Origin of the sequence: Deinococcus aquaedulcis, from assembly GCF_019693445.1 — a bacterium.
Taxonomy (GTDB): domain Bacteria; phylum Deinococcota; class Deinococci; order Deinococcales; family Deinococcaceae; genus Deinococcus; species Deinococcus aquaedulcis.
In genome coordinates this window covers 213,987-229,418 of sequence record NZ_JAHRBL010000003.1, presented here as the reverse complement: position 1 = coordinate 229,418, position 15,432 = coordinate 213,987, and the positions used below count along the sequence as shown (strand labels likewise).

At 68.8% G+C, this 15,432-nt stretch carries 14 protein-coding genes; 6 read left to right on the top strand and 8 right to left on the bottom strand.

Going from position 1 to position 15,432, the window contains the following annotated elements:
* Nucleotides 1-33 precede the first annotated feature (33 nt).
* The 4 genes from dxs to KMW22_RS05985 all read right to left on the bottom strand — a co-directional run bounded on the left by dxs (nucleotide 34) and on the right by KMW22_RS05985 (nucleotide 4,601).
* Nucleotides 34-1,917: a 1-deoxy-D-xylulose-5-phosphate synthase gene (gene dxs / locus KMW22_RS06000; protein WP_221089120.1), complete on the bottom strand. Its 1,884-nt coding sequence runs from the start codon at nucleotides 1,915-1,917 to the stop codon at nucleotides 34-36.
* A 125-nt stretch (nucleotides 1,918-2,042) separates the two neighbouring features.
* A complete protein-coding gene (locus KMW22_RS05995; protein ID WP_221089119.1) occupies nucleotides 2,043-2,717 on the bottom strand; it encodes a hypothetical protein in 675 nt (224 codons plus the stop codon).
* A gap of 188 nt (nucleotides 2,718-2,905) precedes the next feature.
* Nucleotides 2,906-3,619, bottom strand: a complete 714-nt coding sequence (locus KMW22_RS05990) for a PspA/IM30 family protein (protein ID WP_221089118.1) — start codon at nucleotides 3,617-3,619, stop codon at nucleotides 2,906-2,908.
* Between the two features lie 190 nt (nucleotides 3,620-3,809).
* Nucleotides 3,810-4,601 (bottom strand): hypothetical protein, encoded by a 792-nt coding sequence (locus KMW22_RS05985; protein WP_221089117.1) that lies wholly within the window; start codon nucleotides 4,599-4,601, stop codon nucleotides 3,810-3,812.
* 130 nt (nucleotides 4,602-4,731) lie between these two features.
* On the opposite strand from KMW22_RS05985, the gene mnmE reads away from it, so the two are divergent.
* On the top strand, nucleotides 4,732-6,054 hold the full coding sequence (gene mnmE / locus KMW22_RS05980; protein ID WP_221089116.1) for a tRNA uridine-5-carboxymethylaminomethyl(34) synthesis GTPase MnmE: 1,323 nt from the start codon (nucleotides 4,732-4,734) through the stop codon (nucleotides 6,052-6,054).
* A 106-nt stretch (nucleotides 6,055-6,160) separates the two neighbouring features.
* Here mnmE and ychF read toward each other — a convergent pair whose 3' ends face one another.
* Nucleotides 6,161-7,258 carry a redox-regulated ATPase YchF gene (gene ychF / locus KMW22_RS05975; protein ID WP_221089115.1) on the bottom strand — a complete coding sequence of 366 codons (1,098 nt, stop codon included), beginning with the start codon at nucleotides 7,256-7,258 and terminating at the stop codon, nucleotides 6,161-6,163.
* A gap of 168 nt (nucleotides 7,259-7,426) precedes the next feature.
* Here ychF and KMW22_RS05970 point away from each other — a divergent pair, with 168 nt between their 5' ends.
* Nucleotides 7,427-8,014, top strand: a complete 588-nt coding sequence (locus tag KMW22_RS05970) for an SMI1/KNR4 family protein (RefSeq protein WP_221089114.1) — start codon at nucleotides 7,427-7,429, stop codon at nucleotides 8,012-8,014.
* Here the strand turns inward: KMW22_RS05970 and KMW22_RS19630 are convergent.
* On the bottom strand, nucleotides 8,011-8,763 hold the full coding sequence (locus KMW22_RS19630) for a DNA/RNA non-specific endonuclease (RefSeq protein ID WP_221089113.1): 753 nt from the start codon (nucleotides 8,761-8,763) through the stop codon (nucleotides 8,011-8,013). The genes KMW22_RS05970 and KMW22_RS19630 overlap by 4 nt on opposite strands.
* A 299-nt stretch (nucleotides 8,764-9,062) precedes the next feature.
* Nucleotides 9,063-9,713 (bottom strand): TetR/AcrR family transcriptional regulator, encoded by a 651-nt coding sequence (locus KMW22_RS05960; RefSeq protein WP_221089112.1) that lies wholly within the window; start codon nucleotides 9,711-9,713, stop codon nucleotides 9,063-9,065.
* A gap of 206 nt (nucleotides 9,714-9,919) precedes the next feature.
* Between KMW22_RS05960 and hpf the strand changes: the two genes are divergently transcribed.
* From hpf to tsaD, 4 genes are all read left to right on the top strand, one after another.
* Nucleotides 9,920-10,486: a ribosome hibernation-promoting factor, HPF/YfiA family gene (gene hpf / locus KMW22_RS05955; protein WP_221089254.1), complete on the top strand. Its 567-nt coding sequence runs from the start codon at nucleotides 9,920-9,922 to the stop codon at nucleotides 10,484-10,486.
* A gap of 88 nt (nucleotides 10,487-10,574) precedes the next feature.
* Complete coding sequence (locus KMW22_RS05950; protein ID WP_221089111.1) at nucleotides 10,575-11,660, top strand: butyrate kinase; 1,086 nt, start codon at nucleotides 10,575-10,577, stop codon at nucleotides 11,658-11,660.
* Nucleotides 11,647-12,018, top strand: a complete 372-nt coding sequence (locus tag KMW22_RS05945; protein ID WP_221089110.1) for a hypothetical protein — start codon at nucleotides 11,647-11,649, stop codon at nucleotides 12,016-12,018. Before KMW22_RS05950 ends, KMW22_RS05945 begins: the two co-directional genes overlap by 14 nt.
* A gap of 456 nt (nucleotides 12,019-12,474) precedes the next feature.
* Complete coding sequence (gene tsaD / locus KMW22_RS05940; protein ID WP_328774612.1) at nucleotides 12,475-13,503, top strand: tRNA (adenosine(37)-N6)-threonylcarbamoyltransferase complex transferase subunit TsaD; 1,029 nt, start codon at nucleotides 12,475-12,477, stop codon at nucleotides 13,501-13,503.
* A 73-nt stretch (nucleotides 13,504-13,576) separates the two neighbouring features.
* On the opposite strand, the gene KMW22_RS05935 is transcribed toward tsaD, so the two are convergent.
* Nucleotides 13,577-15,289 (bottom strand): long-chain-fatty-acid--CoA ligase, encoded by a 1,713-nt coding sequence (locus KMW22_RS05935; RefSeq protein ID WP_221089108.1) that lies wholly within the window; start codon nucleotides 15,287-15,289, stop codon nucleotides 13,577-13,579.
* Between the last annotated feature and the right edge of the window lie 143 nt (nucleotides 15,290-15,432).

Genomic DNA, 15,432 nt, shown 5'->3' with positions numbered 1-15,432 from the left:
CTGCCTCCCGCAGCCTGCTCCCTGCCACCCTCTTTACACCCCTATCGGAACGTCCACGCCCAGCTCGGCCAGCACGGTGCGGATCGCCTGGGCGTCAATGCCGGCGCGGGCGTGCACGCTGTCCACGGTGGCATGTTCCTGGAACTCGTCGGGGATGCCCAGCACGCGCACGGGCGTGTGTAGGCCCTCGGCGTTCAGGAATTCCAGCACCGCGCTACCAAAGCCGCCCACCACCGTGTTGTCTTCCACCGTGACCAGCGCGCGGGCGGTATGGGCCAGCTCGCGCAGCATGGTCTCGTCCAGCGGTTTGACAAAGCGGGCGTTGACCACCCCCACGCCCGAGAGGCCGGCTGCCGCCTTGGTCGCGTACTCCAGTGCCTTGCCGCCGGCCAGCACCACCACCTCTTGCCCCGGCTGCACGACCTCCCAGGTGCCCCATTCCAGATCTGGCCAGGTGCCTTCGGGCACCGGGGTGGTGTTGCCGCGCGGGTAGCGGATGGCGAAGGGGCCAGCCGCGTTCTGGGCGTACTTCAGCATGCCGCGCAGTTCGGCGGCGTCTTTCGGCAGGCCAATGCGAACGCCCGGAATAGAACGCAGGTAACTCAGGTCAAAGACGCCGTTATGGGTGGCGCCGTCGGCCCCCACGATGCCGGCGCGGTCAATGGCAAAGGTCACGTTCAGGTGCTCAATGGCCACGTCGTGCAGCACCTGATCGTAGGCGCGCTGCAGGAAGGTGGAATAGATCGCCACGACCGGCTTCAGCCCCTGCAGCGCCATGCCGGCCGCCGCCGTCACCGCCACTTCCTCGGCAATGCCCACGTCCAGGTAGCGGTTGGGGTGCGCCTTGCTGTACTCCACCAGCCCGCTGCCTTCGCGCATGGCGGGGGTAATGACAAAGGTGCAGGGGTCCAGCCGCGCCAGTTCGGTCACGGCGTCACCAAACGCGTTGCTCCAGGAATAGGCCTTGCTGGCGCTGAATTCACCAGTGGCCGGGTCAAACTTGCCGGGGCCGTGCCAGTAGATGGGATCGGCCTCGGCGTAACTCAGGCCCTTGCCCTTTTTCGTCACCACATGCAGGATCGTGGGCCCGTCCAGATCCACGAGGCGCTCGAGGAGCCACACCAGTTCCTCCACATTGTGGCCGTCCACTGGGCCCACGTAGCGCACGCCCATCGCGGCGAAGGGGTTCACGCTGGCCGGGTCGAAGAAGTGGCGGGTGCTGCTCTTGGCGCGGCTCATCAGGTCGGCCAGGGGCTTGCTGACCGCCTGCACCGCCTTTTTACCAGCCCCCTCGCCTTCCTGAAACCACTTCTGCACCTGCAGCCCACGCATGAACTTGTTCAGCGCCCCCACGTTCTCCGAGATGCTCATCTCGTTGTCGTTCAGCACGATCAGCATCTTGCGCCCGGTGTCGCCAATGGTGTTCAGCGCCGCCAGCGCCATCCCGCCGGTCAGGGCGCCGTCGCCGATCACGGCGGCCACGCGGTAGTCCTGGCCCAGGGCGTCGCGCGCCACCGCCATGCCCAGGGCGTTGGCGAGACTGGTGCTGGCGTGGCCCACGGTGATCGCGTCGTGCTCGGATTCGCTGACCTTGGTAAAGCCGCTTAGGCCCCCTTCTTTTTTGAGGCTGGGCATCTGGGTGCGGCGCCCGGTGAGCATCTTATGGGCGTAGGCTTGGTGGCCCACGTCAAACAGCAGGCGGTCACGCGGCGAATTCAGCACGTAGTGCAGCGCCACGATCAGGTCCGTGGCCCCCAGCGAGGACGCCAGATGCAGCCCCCCCACCGAGCACACGCGCACGATCTCCTCGCGCAGTTCCTGGGCCAGGGGCGGCAACTGCTCGCGGCTCAGGGCCTTGAGGTCGCTGGGGGTGGCAATCCGGTCCAGCAGCGGGGTCAGGCTTGCAGGGCTGTCCATTGAAGTACCTCGCTGTTGATCTTGAGATCAACCGAGCAGAGCGAGAAGCGAAGAAAGGGCCTCGCCCCAGGAATGGAAACGTTTCGGCGCTCTTCTGAAGCGTTGGAATGGGAGGGGCGAGGCACTTAGCGGCCTCCTGTGCGCGCCGTGAAGTTGCGCCCCGTCAGCAGCAGGCCTTCGGGCGTGCGCACGTCGCCCACGAACGGGGTAAACCACAGCTGCTGGGTGGCCGGAAAAAGGCCGCCCAGCGTGTCGGTGAGCTGCCGGGTGACCACCCAGACCTCGAATTTGCCGCCCGGGGTCTGCACCGTGCGGCGGTCCTGCACCACGTAGGTGTAGGTCAGGGTGCCGCGCGCTTGCTCCTTGCCATCGTCGGCATTGACCGTCACCTGCGACTGGCCCTGCCAGCTCAGGCCCACGCGCCATTCGACTTCGGCCGGGGCCTCGCGCCACGGGGGCTGCAGGCGAATGGTCACGCCGGGCTTGCGCAGGCCGTGCAGGAAGACCCCGCTGCTGCTCACCGTGCGGTACCACGTCTGGTCGGCGCCGCGCCCGGTCATCTGAAAGGCCAGGGTGGGCTGGTCGAAAAACACGGTCGGCCCCAGCGCGCGCAGCAGGTAGGCCGGCTGATCGGCCGCCTCGCCCTCCAGCAGATAGGTCCAGGCCAAGCCCGGCTCGTGGGGATAGAACGACACCGCCGAGACCGGGGTGTTCGCCTGCACCGTGGTTGTGGCCTGCGGCGCGCACGCCGACAGACCCAGGGCCAGGGTGCCCAGCAGCGTGCGCAGGGGGGCAGCCATGCTGCCTAGGGTAGAACGCCTCATCGCCCTCATTCTGTCAGCAAACATGAACTTTGGCTGACAGGCGTCCCCCAGAAGGCGCAGGGGGCACTGGGGGGAGGAGTCCCCCGTGTAGGAAGCCGCCCCACCAGCCAGAAAAAGAGGCGCGGAGGGCCTCAGCTCCTCCACGCCCCGCTGGTGGCCTGTGCTCAGCCGCCGGTCTGGCCGCCGCTGTTCGTGCCGCCACTGTTCTGGCCGCCCTCGCCCTGCACCTTGGCCTTCAGGGCGGCAAAGGCGTCGTCGAGTTCACGGTTGCGCCCTAGGTCCTTGAGCTGGGCGTCGAAGTCGCCCTCCTGGCGCAGCTGGGTCACGGCGCGGTTGCGGTCTTCCATGCCCGCCACCTTGGCCTCCATTTCTTCGAAGGCGTCCATGGCCCCGCCCGCCTTGTCGAAGCCAGAGACGCGGTCCAGGGTGGCCCCGGCCTGCGCGGTCTTCTGCCGGGCGGCCAGCAGGGTCTTCTTGCCTTCCATCTCGTCAATCTTGGCTTCCAGGGCGCGCAGCTGGGTCTTGAGCTGCTCAACGGTCTGGCTCTGCGTGCTCAGCTGTTCTTCGAAGCCGGCCGCCAGATCCTTGGCGTTCTGGGCGCGGCGCAGGGCCTCGCGGGCCAGGTCCTCGCTGCCGCCGCGCAGGGCTTCTTCGGCCTTTTTCTCGTACTCGCTGCTCAGGCGGCGGTTGGTGCTGGCTTCGCGCTCCAGCTTGGCGTTCTGGCTCATGGCCTCGGCCACCTCGCTGCGGGCTTCGGCGTAGGCGGCGCGCATGTCGCGCAGGGCCTGATCAATGATCTTGCCGGGGTCTTCGGCGCGGCTGATCAGGTCGTTGACGTTGGCGCGCAGCAGTCGGGACAGACGGTCAAGGATGCTCATGGGGTTCCTCCTGTGAAAAGAGCGGGAGTGCAGTCGTGCTGTCCATCATGCCGCGTGGGGCCAGGGCCACGCGCCGCACCGCCAGGAATTGCCCAAGGCACGCTAAAGCCTGCATGAAGCCCGCGCCGCCCCCGGCCCCAATGAAGGCCACCCTGCCCGGGGATGGGCAGGGTGGGCGCTGGGTGCCGTCTTAGAACACGATGGGTTTCAGGCCCACGCTGTCACTGCCGCAGGCCACGGTCAGGCTGCCGCCCGCCGGGGTCACCGTGCAGCCCAGCGCGCGCAGGGCCGAGACCGGGAAAATCAGGTTCTTGCCGTCGCTGGCGGGGGCCAGGGGCAGTTCCACGGCGCCGCCCGAGGTCTGGGCACTGCGCTGCCCCACCGTCACGGTCAGGGTGTTGTCGTCGGCGCTCAGTCGGTACTTGCCGCCCCCCAGGGCCGCCACATTGACCACCCCGGCCAGATCGCTGCCCAGCACGTAGGGCTGCCCCCTGGTGACTCCAGCGGGCACGCTGGCTTTGGCGGCCGGGGCGGCGCTGGCCTGAGTGGCGTCCACGACCACCAGCGTTTCCTTGTCGCTGATGGGGCTGAGCATCACGAAGGCGGCCACGGGCCCGCCCGCTGTTTCGCTCACCAGCAGCACGTTGGTCTTGCCGGTGGTTCTCCAGTCACCCTGGGCGCGGGCGGCCAGCTTGCCGCGCACCAGCGGGCGCAGCGAGGCCTGGGCCTGGGTGGCGTACAGGCACACGGCGCGCGGGCTGAGCTTCAGGGCGTCGGGGCAGGACAGAATCCGGCCGCCCACTGCCCGGCTCACCTCAATGGACAGGGCGCTGACCGCCTTGGTGGTGGCCGCCGAGCTGACCCCCTTGGCCGGCGCGGCGGGGGTTGCCGTTTTGGCCGGGGCTGCCGTCTGGGCGGTGGCAGAAGTGAGCAGCAAGGCGGTCCCCAGGGTCAGGGCCGCAGAAAGCACGTGAAGGCGCATACCCGGCCATGCTATGGCCGGCGCATGAGCGTGAACTTTGAAGGGGAAGGAGGGGCCGACCCTCAAGCGGGCCCCACACGCCCTTTTCCACACCTCATTCCCGGTTGGCCCAGGTGCTAGCCTGCCGGGCGTGAGTTCGCGCACCGGCCTGTCCGACACCATTGCCGCCATTGCCACCGCGCCGGGCAGCGCCGGGGTGGGCATCGTGCGCGTCAGTGGCCCGCAGGCCCTGGCAGTGGCCGACGGGCTGTTTCGGGGGCGGCGCGTGCCCTCGCGCACGCCCGGGGGCCGCTTTCTGTTCGGGCAGTTTGTAGACCACGCGGGCGAGGTGCTGGACGAAGGGCTGTGTCTGGTCTTCCGGGGGCCGCGCTCCTTTACCGGCGAGGACGTGGCCGAATTCCAGACCCACGGCAGCCCCGCCGTGCTGGCCGGGGTGCTGTCCCGCGCGCTGGCGCTGGGCGCCCGCCCGGCGCGCCCCGGCGAATTCACCCTGCGCGCCTACCTGCATGGCCGCCTGGACCTCACCCAGGCCGAAGCGGTGCTGAATCTGGTGGAAGCCCAGACCGACGCCGCCCGGCGGCAGGCCAGCCTGGGCCTCGGCGGCGCCCTGCGAGAACGCGTGGGGGGGGTGGCCCGGCAGGTCACCCGCACCCTGGCCGCGCTGCAGGCCCTGCTGGACTACCCCGAAGAAGGTGTGCCCGAAGAGGACCGCGCCCAGCCGCTGGCCCAGGCCGAACGCGAGTTGCAGGACCTGGTGCGCACCGCCCACGCCGGACAGGTGGCCACGCGTGGCGCCCGGCTGGCCCTGATTGGCCGCCCGAACGCGGGCAAAAGCAGCCTGCTGAACGCCCTGGTGGGCTACGAACGCTCCATTGTGACGCCGCTGCCCGGCACCACCCGCGACTACCTGGAAGCCGGCCTGGAACTGGCCGGGGTGCCCGTGACCCTGGTAGACACGGCCGGCATCCGCGAAACCGGCGACCAGATCGAGGCGGCCGGGGTGCAGCAGGCCCTGACCCTGGCGGGGGCTGCCGATCTGGTGCTGGCCCTGGAAGACGGCAGCCGCCCGCGCGAGGCCCTGGGCGCCGACCTGGCGGGGGCGGGCCGCGTGCTGCGCGTGCGCACCAAGGCCGACCTGCCCCCCGCCTGGACTGACCCTGGGGCCCTAGAGGTCAGTGCTGTGACCGGCCAGGGCCTGCCAGAACTGCGCGAGGCCGTGCGCGCGGCCCTGCTGGGCGACGCTGCCCGGGGCGAAGCGTGGCTGACCACCGAGCGGCAGGCCGACGCCGCCCGCCGCGCCCTGGCCCACATTCAGGCCGCCCAGACCCTCCCCGACGATCTGGCCGGCTACGAACTGGAAGAAGCCCTGCGAGCCCTGGCCGAACTGACGGGTCAGGACGTGCAGGAAGACGTGGTGGACGCGGTATTCCGGAATTTCTGTGTGGGGAAGTAAGTGGGCAGTAGGGAGTGGGCAGTGGAAACAGAAGAAGGGGCGTGTCCTTTGTGGCAACGCCCCCTTCTTTTTTCCACTGTCTACTCCCTACTTACCACTCCCCGCTTCACATGTTGTGCAGGACATTCATGATGTCGCCGTCCTTCATCACGTAGTCCTTGCCTTCGGTGCGCACCCAGCCCTTGGCCTTGGCGGGGGCCCAGCCGCCCGCTTCCACCATCTTGTCCCACTCAATCACTTCGGCGCGGATAAAGCCGCGCTCCAGGTCGCTGTGAATCTCACCGGCGGCTTCAGGGGCCTTCTCACCTTTACGGATGGTCCAGGCGCGCACCTCTTTTTCGCCGCTGGTGATAAAGGTGATCAGGCCCAGCGTCTCGTAGCCCACCTTCACCAGCTGGTCCAGGCCACTTTCCTGCACGCCCAGTTCTTCCAGAAAGGCGCGGGCCTCGTCTTCAGGCATCTCGGCCAGTTCGCCCTCAATCTGGGCGCTGATCTTGACCACCTGGGCGCCCTCGGCGGCGGCGTAATCGCGCACCTTCTGCACGTGCTCGTTGTCTTCAGTCAGGTTGTCCTCGCCCACGTTCGCCACGTAGATCACAGGCTTGGTGGTGATCAGACCGAATTCCTTGGGAATGGGCGCGTCGTACTGGGCGGCGCGGGCGGGCTTGCCTTCTGAGAGCACGGCGATGATCTGCTCGGCCAGGACCGCCTGCTCCTTGGCATCCTTGTCGTTGCTCTTGGCTTTTTTCTGCAGGTTCTGCAGGCGCTTTTCCAGGCCCGCGAGGTCCGCCAGAATCAGCTCGGTGTTGATCGTCTCGATGTCGTCGATCGGATCCACGCGCCCGGCCACATGCACCACGTTGCCGTCTTCAAAGCAGCGCACCACGTGGGCAATGGCGTCGGCCTCGCGGATGTTGGCCAGGAACTGGTTGCCCAGCCCTTCGCCCTTGCTGGCACCCTTCACCAGCCCGGCAATATCCACGAATTCCACGAAGGTGGGAATAATCGGCGGCACGCGCTCGCCCTTGGTGAACACCTTGCTGAGCGCCGCGAGGCGCTCGTCGGGGACGGTCACGCGGCCCACGTTGGGCTCAATGGTGGCAAAGGGGTAGTTCGCCGCCAGTGCCCCGGCGCGGGTGATGGCGTTAAACAGCGTGCTTTTTCCGACGTTGGGCAGGCCAACAATACCGATAGCTAATCCCATGATTTCACGACTCCTTCTCCTGCCGAATCACGGCAGGGCAACCCTGTCAGTGTACGGGATGGACCGGGTGCCGGAAGCCCCAGCCCCAGGCCGCTGCCGCCAGCCCGGCCCGCCGCGCCTAAAGAAACCCGGCAGGGCCCCGCGCCGCGCGCCGTGTACCCTGCAGCCATGAGCGCCACTGCCTTTGCCGATGCCCTGCGCGCCGCTGTGCCGGCCCTGGCCGCGCCGCTGCGCCCGCCTGCCCGCGCCCAGGATCTGGAGGGCGCGCAGGCGGCCCTGGGGCTGCCTCTGCCCCCGGCTGTTCAGTCGTCCTACAGCACCCACGACGGCCAGAACGGCATCCTGCCCGGTGTGCTGTTTGGCCTGACGTGGCTGCCTCTGGGGCGCGCCGTGCAGGAGCACGCCACCTGGATGGACCTCGCCCAGGACGACCCGGCCCTGACCAGCGAGCCAGAAGGCGCCATCCGCGCAGTGAATTTCAGCCGGGGCTGGCTGCCCTTCGCCACCGACGGCGGCGGCAACGGTCTGGCGGTGGACCTGGACCCCGGCGGGGCAGGGAAGGCCGGGCAGGTCATCACCTATGGCCCGGACGAAGCCCTGCGCCGGGTGGTGGCCCCCGACCTGGACACTTTCTTTGCCTGGGCCGCGCGGGCGGTGCAGGCCGGGGACCTGAGCGTGCAGGGCGACGAGTCCCGCTTTCAGGGCATGGCCTCGTTCCTGGACGCGCTGCGCGACCTGCCGCTGCCGCTGGCTTAGCTGCAGCCCTTGCTGATCAGCCAGCTCACGGCCTGCTGGCGGTACGTCGTTCCGCTGGCGCCGCCATACGCCACGTTCTCGAAGGTCCGGCTGAAGGTCTCGCCGCCAATGGTCATTTCCAGGGTCCAGGTGGACGGCGTGTTCGTGGTGGTGTTGGGGTAGGTCACCCGGGCGAGGTACGTCAGGGCGCCGCGCGCCAGCCGGGTGCACTTGGCGGCCTGGTTTTCAATCTGCACGTAGTTGCCCCGGTTGAAGTTGCTGTTCTGCGGGGCCATGTTCGCCCGCCGTCCCCAGCCGCCCAGCTGACTGCCCACGAGGTGGCCGCCGTCGTAGCCTTCGGGGTTGTCGAGGTTGCCCACGGTGCTCTGGCAGGTGGTGTCGCGCGTGGCGGCTGTGATGGGCGGCAGGTACCGGTAGGCGCTGCGCGGTCGGCCCTCGCTGTCAATGTAGTAGTAGCCGCCGTTAATGCTGTGCCACATATTGCGCTCGCTCGTGGCAAAACGCACCGGGCAGCCGTCGGCCAGCTGGGCGCTCAGGGTGTCGTGGGCCTGAAAGCCCATACCGAACGAGGCGAAAAAGGCTCTGGCCTGCTCGGGGGTCAGGGCCTGGGTGCGTTGGGCCAGGGCCACCTCGCCGCCCACCGCCTGAATGAGCCGGTCATAGGGATCGGTGCTGGCCAGCGGAGCAGGGGTAGGCGAGCAGGCGGCCAGCAGCAGGCTGACCAGGAGAACGGCAGCGGGTTGTTTCACCCGCAGAGTCCAGCATTCAATTGTCGGCACCACGTCATCAGACGCGCTCCGGGCGCTGGCGCACAAGGCGGCCATTAAGGGGGGGTGGGATGGGGGCCAGACAGAGAGGTGCAATGGTCGTGACCTCGCCCTCTCCGCGTTCTGCGTCCTGCGCGTGGGACAAAGTCAGACGCCCTCATGCCTCGTTCGGAGAGGGACCCCTCTATCGCAGATTCACAGAGCGGTGCCAGGTTGGTGCAGAGCTTTGCCTGTCCACCCTCAGGGCATGGTTCTTCTTTGATCTGGGGTCCGATTTCGCGTTACAGCCGCTCGCGCAGGGACGTGTCCGGGCTCAGGGCGCCGTGCATCAGCAGGCTGAAGCGCTCCTGCCAGTCGCGCAGTACCTCGCGCTGGTCGCGGTGACCGCCGTGCAGCAGCGCCAGGATAAAGGCGTCCACTAGCAGCACACTCAGCATCTGCACGTTGGCTTCAGGGCGCAGGCGGCCCTGGGCCTGCATGGCCAGCAGCACCGGCTGCACCAGGGCCGCCAACGTCAGGGCGGTGCGCAGGCCGTCGCCGGGGCGGGCGGGGGCGCCCGCCGGCTCGCCGGGCGCCTCGGGGGGCGCCCCCAGTACCGCCTGCCCCACCGCGCCCACCAGATGCCGGTAGCGTACGCCCAGATCAGCCATGCGCGCGGTCACGCGGTCCCACACCAGCTGCGGGTTGGCGCCGGCCCGCAGGCGTTCCAGGGCGTCGTCGCGGCTGGCCTGCACGGCTTTTTCAAAGTGGGCCAGCAGCATGTGGACCTTGCTGGGAAAATAGCGGTACAGGTTGGTGCGGCTCACATAGGCCGCGCGGGCAATGTCCTGCGCGCTGATGGCGTCCAGGCCGCTGCGGGCAAACAGCTCAAAGGCCGCGCGGGCAATGCGCTCGCGCCGGGCCTCGTCCTGTTCCTGGCGGTCCACCTTCACGCCTGGCAGTCTACCGCCGGGCCCGCAGCACAACCATGAGCCGGGCCTTCACCCTGCTGGGGGGGGCGCGCTCCACTCCGGAGCATACCCCGGAATGCGCGGCGGGCGCTGTAACGTGCTCGCATGACAGTCTCATGACCCTGGGCCTAGAGTGGGGGGCACCGGAGCGCAACCCCACCGTCCGGGAAAAGGAAGAGGTGAAAGCCGTGCACATCTACAAGCTGTCAGGCCGGAACGTCGAAGTCACTGATGCCATGCGGGACTACGTGGAGGAAAAGCTCTCCCGATTGGACCGTTTCAACGACCAGATCACGGACGCGCGGGTGACCCTCACCGTGCGCGACGTGCGTGACGCCGCCCGCCGCAACCGCGTGGAAGTGCAGCTCAACGTGCCCCACGGCATTATTCGCGCCGAGGAGCACCACGCGGATATGTACGCCGCCATTGACCGCGCCAGCGACGTGCTGGAGCGCCAGCTGCGCAAGTTCAAGACCCGCTACCTCAAGCACCGCCACGACGCGGTGCCTGCCCCCGAGCCGGGCCCGGCCGAAGCCGACGTGGAAGCCGGCCTGGACGACGTGGCCGAGTTCCAGCCGGAAATCGTGCGCCAGAAGCGCTTCGAGATGCGCCCCATGAGTCCTGAGGACGCCGTGGCGCAAATGGAAGCCCTGGGCCACGATTTCTACGTGTTCATGAACATGAAAACCGGCATCTGCGGCGTGGTGTACCGCCGCAAAGACGGCCACTACGGCCTGATTGAACCCAGCGCGTAACGCGGGTAGGCACCAGAAGAAGCGCGCGTCCCCACAGAGACGCGCGCTTCTTCTGGTGCCCCGTCCGGTCTGCTACGCTGCGGCCGTTGTGATCGCCCACGTGATCAATCCCGGAAGCAGCGGCGTGAAGCTGGCCTGCGCGGTTCTTGAACCCAGCGCGAACCCGGCGCTCCCGGGCCAGTTGCGCCTGCAGCTGACCCGCGCCGAGGTACCGCTGGATGCGCCGCCCAGCCCGGCCGGGGTGCCAGCGCTGGCCCAGGCCATCCTGGCCCTCACTGCCGACTGGCCCGCCCCCGACGCGGTGGTGGGGCGCGGCGGGTTTATTGGCCGCGTGCCCACCGGCACCTACCGCGTGACCGAGGAACTGGCCGCCTACGCGCTGCAGGGCGAGGCCGGCCAGGACCCCCCGAATCTGGGCGGGCCGCTGGCCCTGGCGGTGGCGCGCGTGCGCGGCGTGCCGGCCTTTATCGTGGACCCCCAGAGCGCCGATGAATTGCTGCCCGAAGCCCGCCTGACTGGCCTGCGCGGTGTGACCCGCCGGGGCGAATTCCACGCCCTGAACGCCCGCGCGGTGGCCCGGCGCGCCGCGCACGAGGTGGGCAAGCGCTTCCACGAGGCGCGGGTGGTGGTCGCGCACCTGGGGGCCACCACCAGCGTGACGGCCTTTGACCAGGGCCGGGCCGTGGATACCACCGGGGCCGGCGCCGACGGCGGGCCGCTGGGGGCCATGCAAAGCGGCCCGGTGCCCGCCCGCGCCCTGCTGCGGCTGGCCGCCGACCTGGGTGAGCGCACCCTGCCCCATCTCGCCAGCGAGGGCGGGTTCCTGGCGCTCACCGGCAGCGCCAACCTGCGCGACCTGGAAGCGCGCGCCCCTAGCGACCCCGAGGTGCAGGCGGTGATGGGGGCCTTTGTGCATCAGGTGGCCAAGGCGATTGGCGAGCAGACCGGCGCCCTGAGCGCCCGCCCCGACGCCATCGTGCTGACCGGGGGCATTGCCCGCTGGGACGAACTGGTGGACCGCATTGAGCGCCGCGTGGCCTGGATGGCGCCCGTGTTCATCATGCCCGGCGAGGTGGAACTTGAAGCCCTGGCGGAAGGCGCTGGTCGGGTTCTGCTGGGCCTGGAAGCGGCGCGGGAGTGGACCCCGCCCGGGGTGGTTCGTGGCCCGGCGTAGGCCCGCGCGTGCCCCCGAGCCTATCCGGGCCACCAGCATGTGGCGGGTGGATCAGGTGTTTCTGGCGCGGCGCGGCCTGCGCGTGGAGGTGACGTGTTCCCTGGTCAACGATCAGGGCGGCCTGCGCAACCTGTCCGTGACCGCTCCCACCGAGGACCCGGTGGCCGCCATCCGCCACGCCGCACGCTTCATCGCGGGCAAGGGCAACGTGAGTGGCGCGCGGCAGGCCCGCGTGCGCTGGGCCCGCGAGCAAGCCACCACCGAACAGGACGCCCTAATCCGCGACCGCCTGCTGGAAGACGAATTTCTGGACGAATTTGAAGAGACGCTGGCGGCTGTACGCGACCAGCAGCGGTAGAGAGAGGAGGGGCGGCGCAGAGGCTGGGTTGGCAAGGCGACAGGTGGTAGAGCACGCCCAGATTCGCCTCAAAGTGGTCGTCGAAACGCCTCCTACAGCCGCAAGCCACCTCATAGCGGTCACCACATGACCTGAACCCTTCAGGTCATGTGGTGCGAGCGGCGCGAGTGACCGTGATAGACAGCGGTTGAAGTGGCATTGAGGGGGGTGCTTTCCTCCCTTGGGCGGAACGGAAGGCCGTTGTCAGACGCCTGCAACGAAGTCTGGTCACTCGGGCCATGTTCCCGCTTTGCCGCCGCTCACCGGCGCCCCTCTGCCCCCTAAGCGCCTCCCGTAGCCACGATGAGCGTTAGCCCGGACGCCTTCAACGAAGTCCGTTGGCCCTTGGCCTGCTTCTCCCCCTCATTTGTGCGGCGCTCGCCGGAAGCGGCGGGCGGCCCCTGCTACACTTCGCCGGTGACTGTGCCCCCGTCTGCTGCGCCCCAGTTCATTCTGGGCATTGACACCTCCTGCGACGATACGGGGGTGGGGATTGTGGAACTGGGCGGCGGGGCCGTGCAGGTGCGCGCCAACCGGGTGTGGTCCCAGACGGTGCACGCGCAGTACGGCGGCGTGATGCCCGAGCTGGCCAGCCGCGAGCATGTGGAGCGCATTGACGCAATTGTGGGCGAGGCGCTCTCGGAAGCGGGCCTGGACTTGACCAGCATCAGCGCGGTGGCGGCCACCTCGGGCCCGGGGCTGGTGGGCGCCCTGCTGGTGGGGCTGATGTACGGCAAGGGGCTGGCCCAGGCGCTGAACGTGCCCTTTTACGCGGCCCACCACCTCGAAGGCCATATCTACGCGGCGGCCAGCGACGCCGACCTGCACCCGCCTTACCTTGCGCTGGTGGTGAGCGGCGGGCACACCCACCTGTTCGATGTGCCCCGCGAGGGCGAATATGTGCTGATCGGCGCCACGCGCGACGACGCCGCCGGCGAGGCCTTTGACAAGGTGGCCCGGCTGGCGGGCCTGGGCTACCCCGGCGGCCCGGCCATCTCGGCGGCGGCGGGAAGTGGCAACCCGGACGCGGTGCCGTTCAAGGAACCGCTGAAGGGCCAGAGCGGCTTTGACTTCAGCTTCAGTGGCCTGAAAACGGCGGCCCTGCTAGCCCACCGGGCCGGTGCGGCCCCGGATGATCTGGCCGCCAGTTTTCAGCGCGCCGCTGTGCAGACCCTGGTGAAGACCACCGCCCGCGCCGCCGAGGCCACCGGGCGCGGCACGGTCGTGGTCTCTGGCGGTGTGGCGGCCAACCGCGCCCTGCGCGAAGCTTTTGCGGCCACTGGCCTGAACGTGGTCTTTCCCGGTCCGGGCCTGAACACCGACAACGGCGCCATGATCGCCCTGGCCGCCGCCGCCGCCATTCAGGCGGGCCGGGCCCCCAGCGCGCTGGAAGAAGGCGCCGTGGCATACGCGCCCCTGGCGACCGCTGTGCGCCAGGGCGGGTAGAGGCGTGTAGCGGAGAAGGGGGGCCTAGCGCCACTGCGGCGCCGGGCCCCCCTTTTCCTTCGTCCGGCGCGGTTTAGGCGCTGGCCTTCGTGCTTCCCCGCGCGGCCTTGGCCTCCTGGGCTAGCTGGCGGCGCAGGATCTTCATGGCGGCCGTCTTGGGCAGTTCGGTGCGGAATTCCACGCTGCGGGGCACCTTGTAGGCGCTCAGCAGGCCTTTGCAGTGGGCGATCAGGTCGGCTTCGGTGGCGCTCTGGCCGGGTTTCAGGGCCACCACGGCGTGCACGCTTTCGCCCCGGTACTCGTCGGGCAGGCCCACGGCCGCCGCTTCCAGCACCGCCGGGTGGGTCATCAGGGCCTCTTCCACCTCGCGGGGGTAGATGTTGAAGCCGCCCGCGATAATCAGGTCCTTCTTGCGGTCCACGATCCGGAAATAGCCGTCCTCGTCCATGGTGGCCATGTCGCCGGTCATCAGCCACGTGTGCCCAAAGGCCTCGCGCAGGGTCTTGGCGGTTTCGTCGGGGCGCTGCCAGTAGCCCTTCATGATCATGGGGCCGGCCACCCACAGTTCGCCCACTTCGCCCGCCTTCACCGGCTGCCCGCTATCGTCCACCACCACGGCGTCCACGCCCGGCATGGGCAGGCCAATGCTGCCTTCTTTCTGGTTGCCGAAAATGGGGTTGGTGTGGGTGCAGGGGCTGGCCTCGGTCAGGCCGTAGCCTTCGACCAGATTGGCGCCGCCCGTGATTTCCTTGAAGCGCCGGGCCGTTTCCAGCAGCAGCGGCGCCGAGCCGCTGATACAGGCGCGAATGCAGGTGAGGTCGTGCTTGGGGGTGTCCGGGTGGTTGTTGATGGCGTTGTACAGCGTGGGCACGCCGGGAAACAGCGTGGCGCCCGACGCCGTGATCTGCGAGAGCACCATCTTCAGGTCGCGCGGGTTGGGCACCAGGGCGATGCTCGCGCCAATCAGGATGCTCAGGTTCATGGCGACCGTCATGCCGTACACGTGGAAAAATGGAATGGCTGCCAGCGTCACTTCCTGGCCTTCGCGCAGGTCGGTCATCCAGCTGCGGGCCTGCTCGCAGTTGGTCACGAGATTGCGGTGGGTCAGCATGGCGCCCTTGGGCACGCCCGTGGTGCCGCCCGTGTACTGCAGCAGCGCCACGTCATCGGCCGACATGGTGACCGGCTGGGGGCCAGGCGCCTGCGAGGCCACCACCTTGGTCAGCGACAGCACGCGCTCGCCGTAGGGCACCTTGACCCAGGTGCCTTCCTTGCGCGCCTTAAGGGGATACAGCAGGTTCTTCGGAAAGGGCAGGGCGTCCTGCACCCCGGTCACCAGCACGCGCTTGACCGGCACCCGCGCGGCGATTTCGGCGTAGCGCGGGTAAAAAGTGTCCATGATCACCAGGGTTTCGCTGCCGCTGTCGGTGAGCTGGTGCTCCAGTTCGCTGGGCGTGTACATGGGGCTGGTGTTCACGGCCACACCGCCCGCCAGCAGCGTGCCATAAAAGGCCACCACGAACTGCGGCATGTTGGGCAGCATGATGGACACCCGGTCGCCCTTTTGCACGCCCATTTTTTGCAGCGCGGCGGCAAAGCGCCCGGCGTCCTGCCACAGCTGGCGGTACGAGGTCTTGGCGCCAATAAAGCTCAGGGCGGTGCGGTCGGGGTATTTGCTGGCGGCGCGTTCCAGAAGCTGCGGCAGGGTCAGGCCACTGGGCACGAAGGTCTGGGGCACGCCCGCTTCGTAGCGGCTAAGCCAGGGACGGGGAAGAGGCTGGGTCATGGGGCGCTCCTGTCGAGAAGGGGAGAGGCCCGGGGCGGCGGGAAGGGCACCGGGCAGCGGCGGCCAGTGGGCGGATGAGCCGGAACTGAGATTGGACTCAGTATAAGGTAAACCGGGCAACGTTCAAGGATTTCGCTCCATGC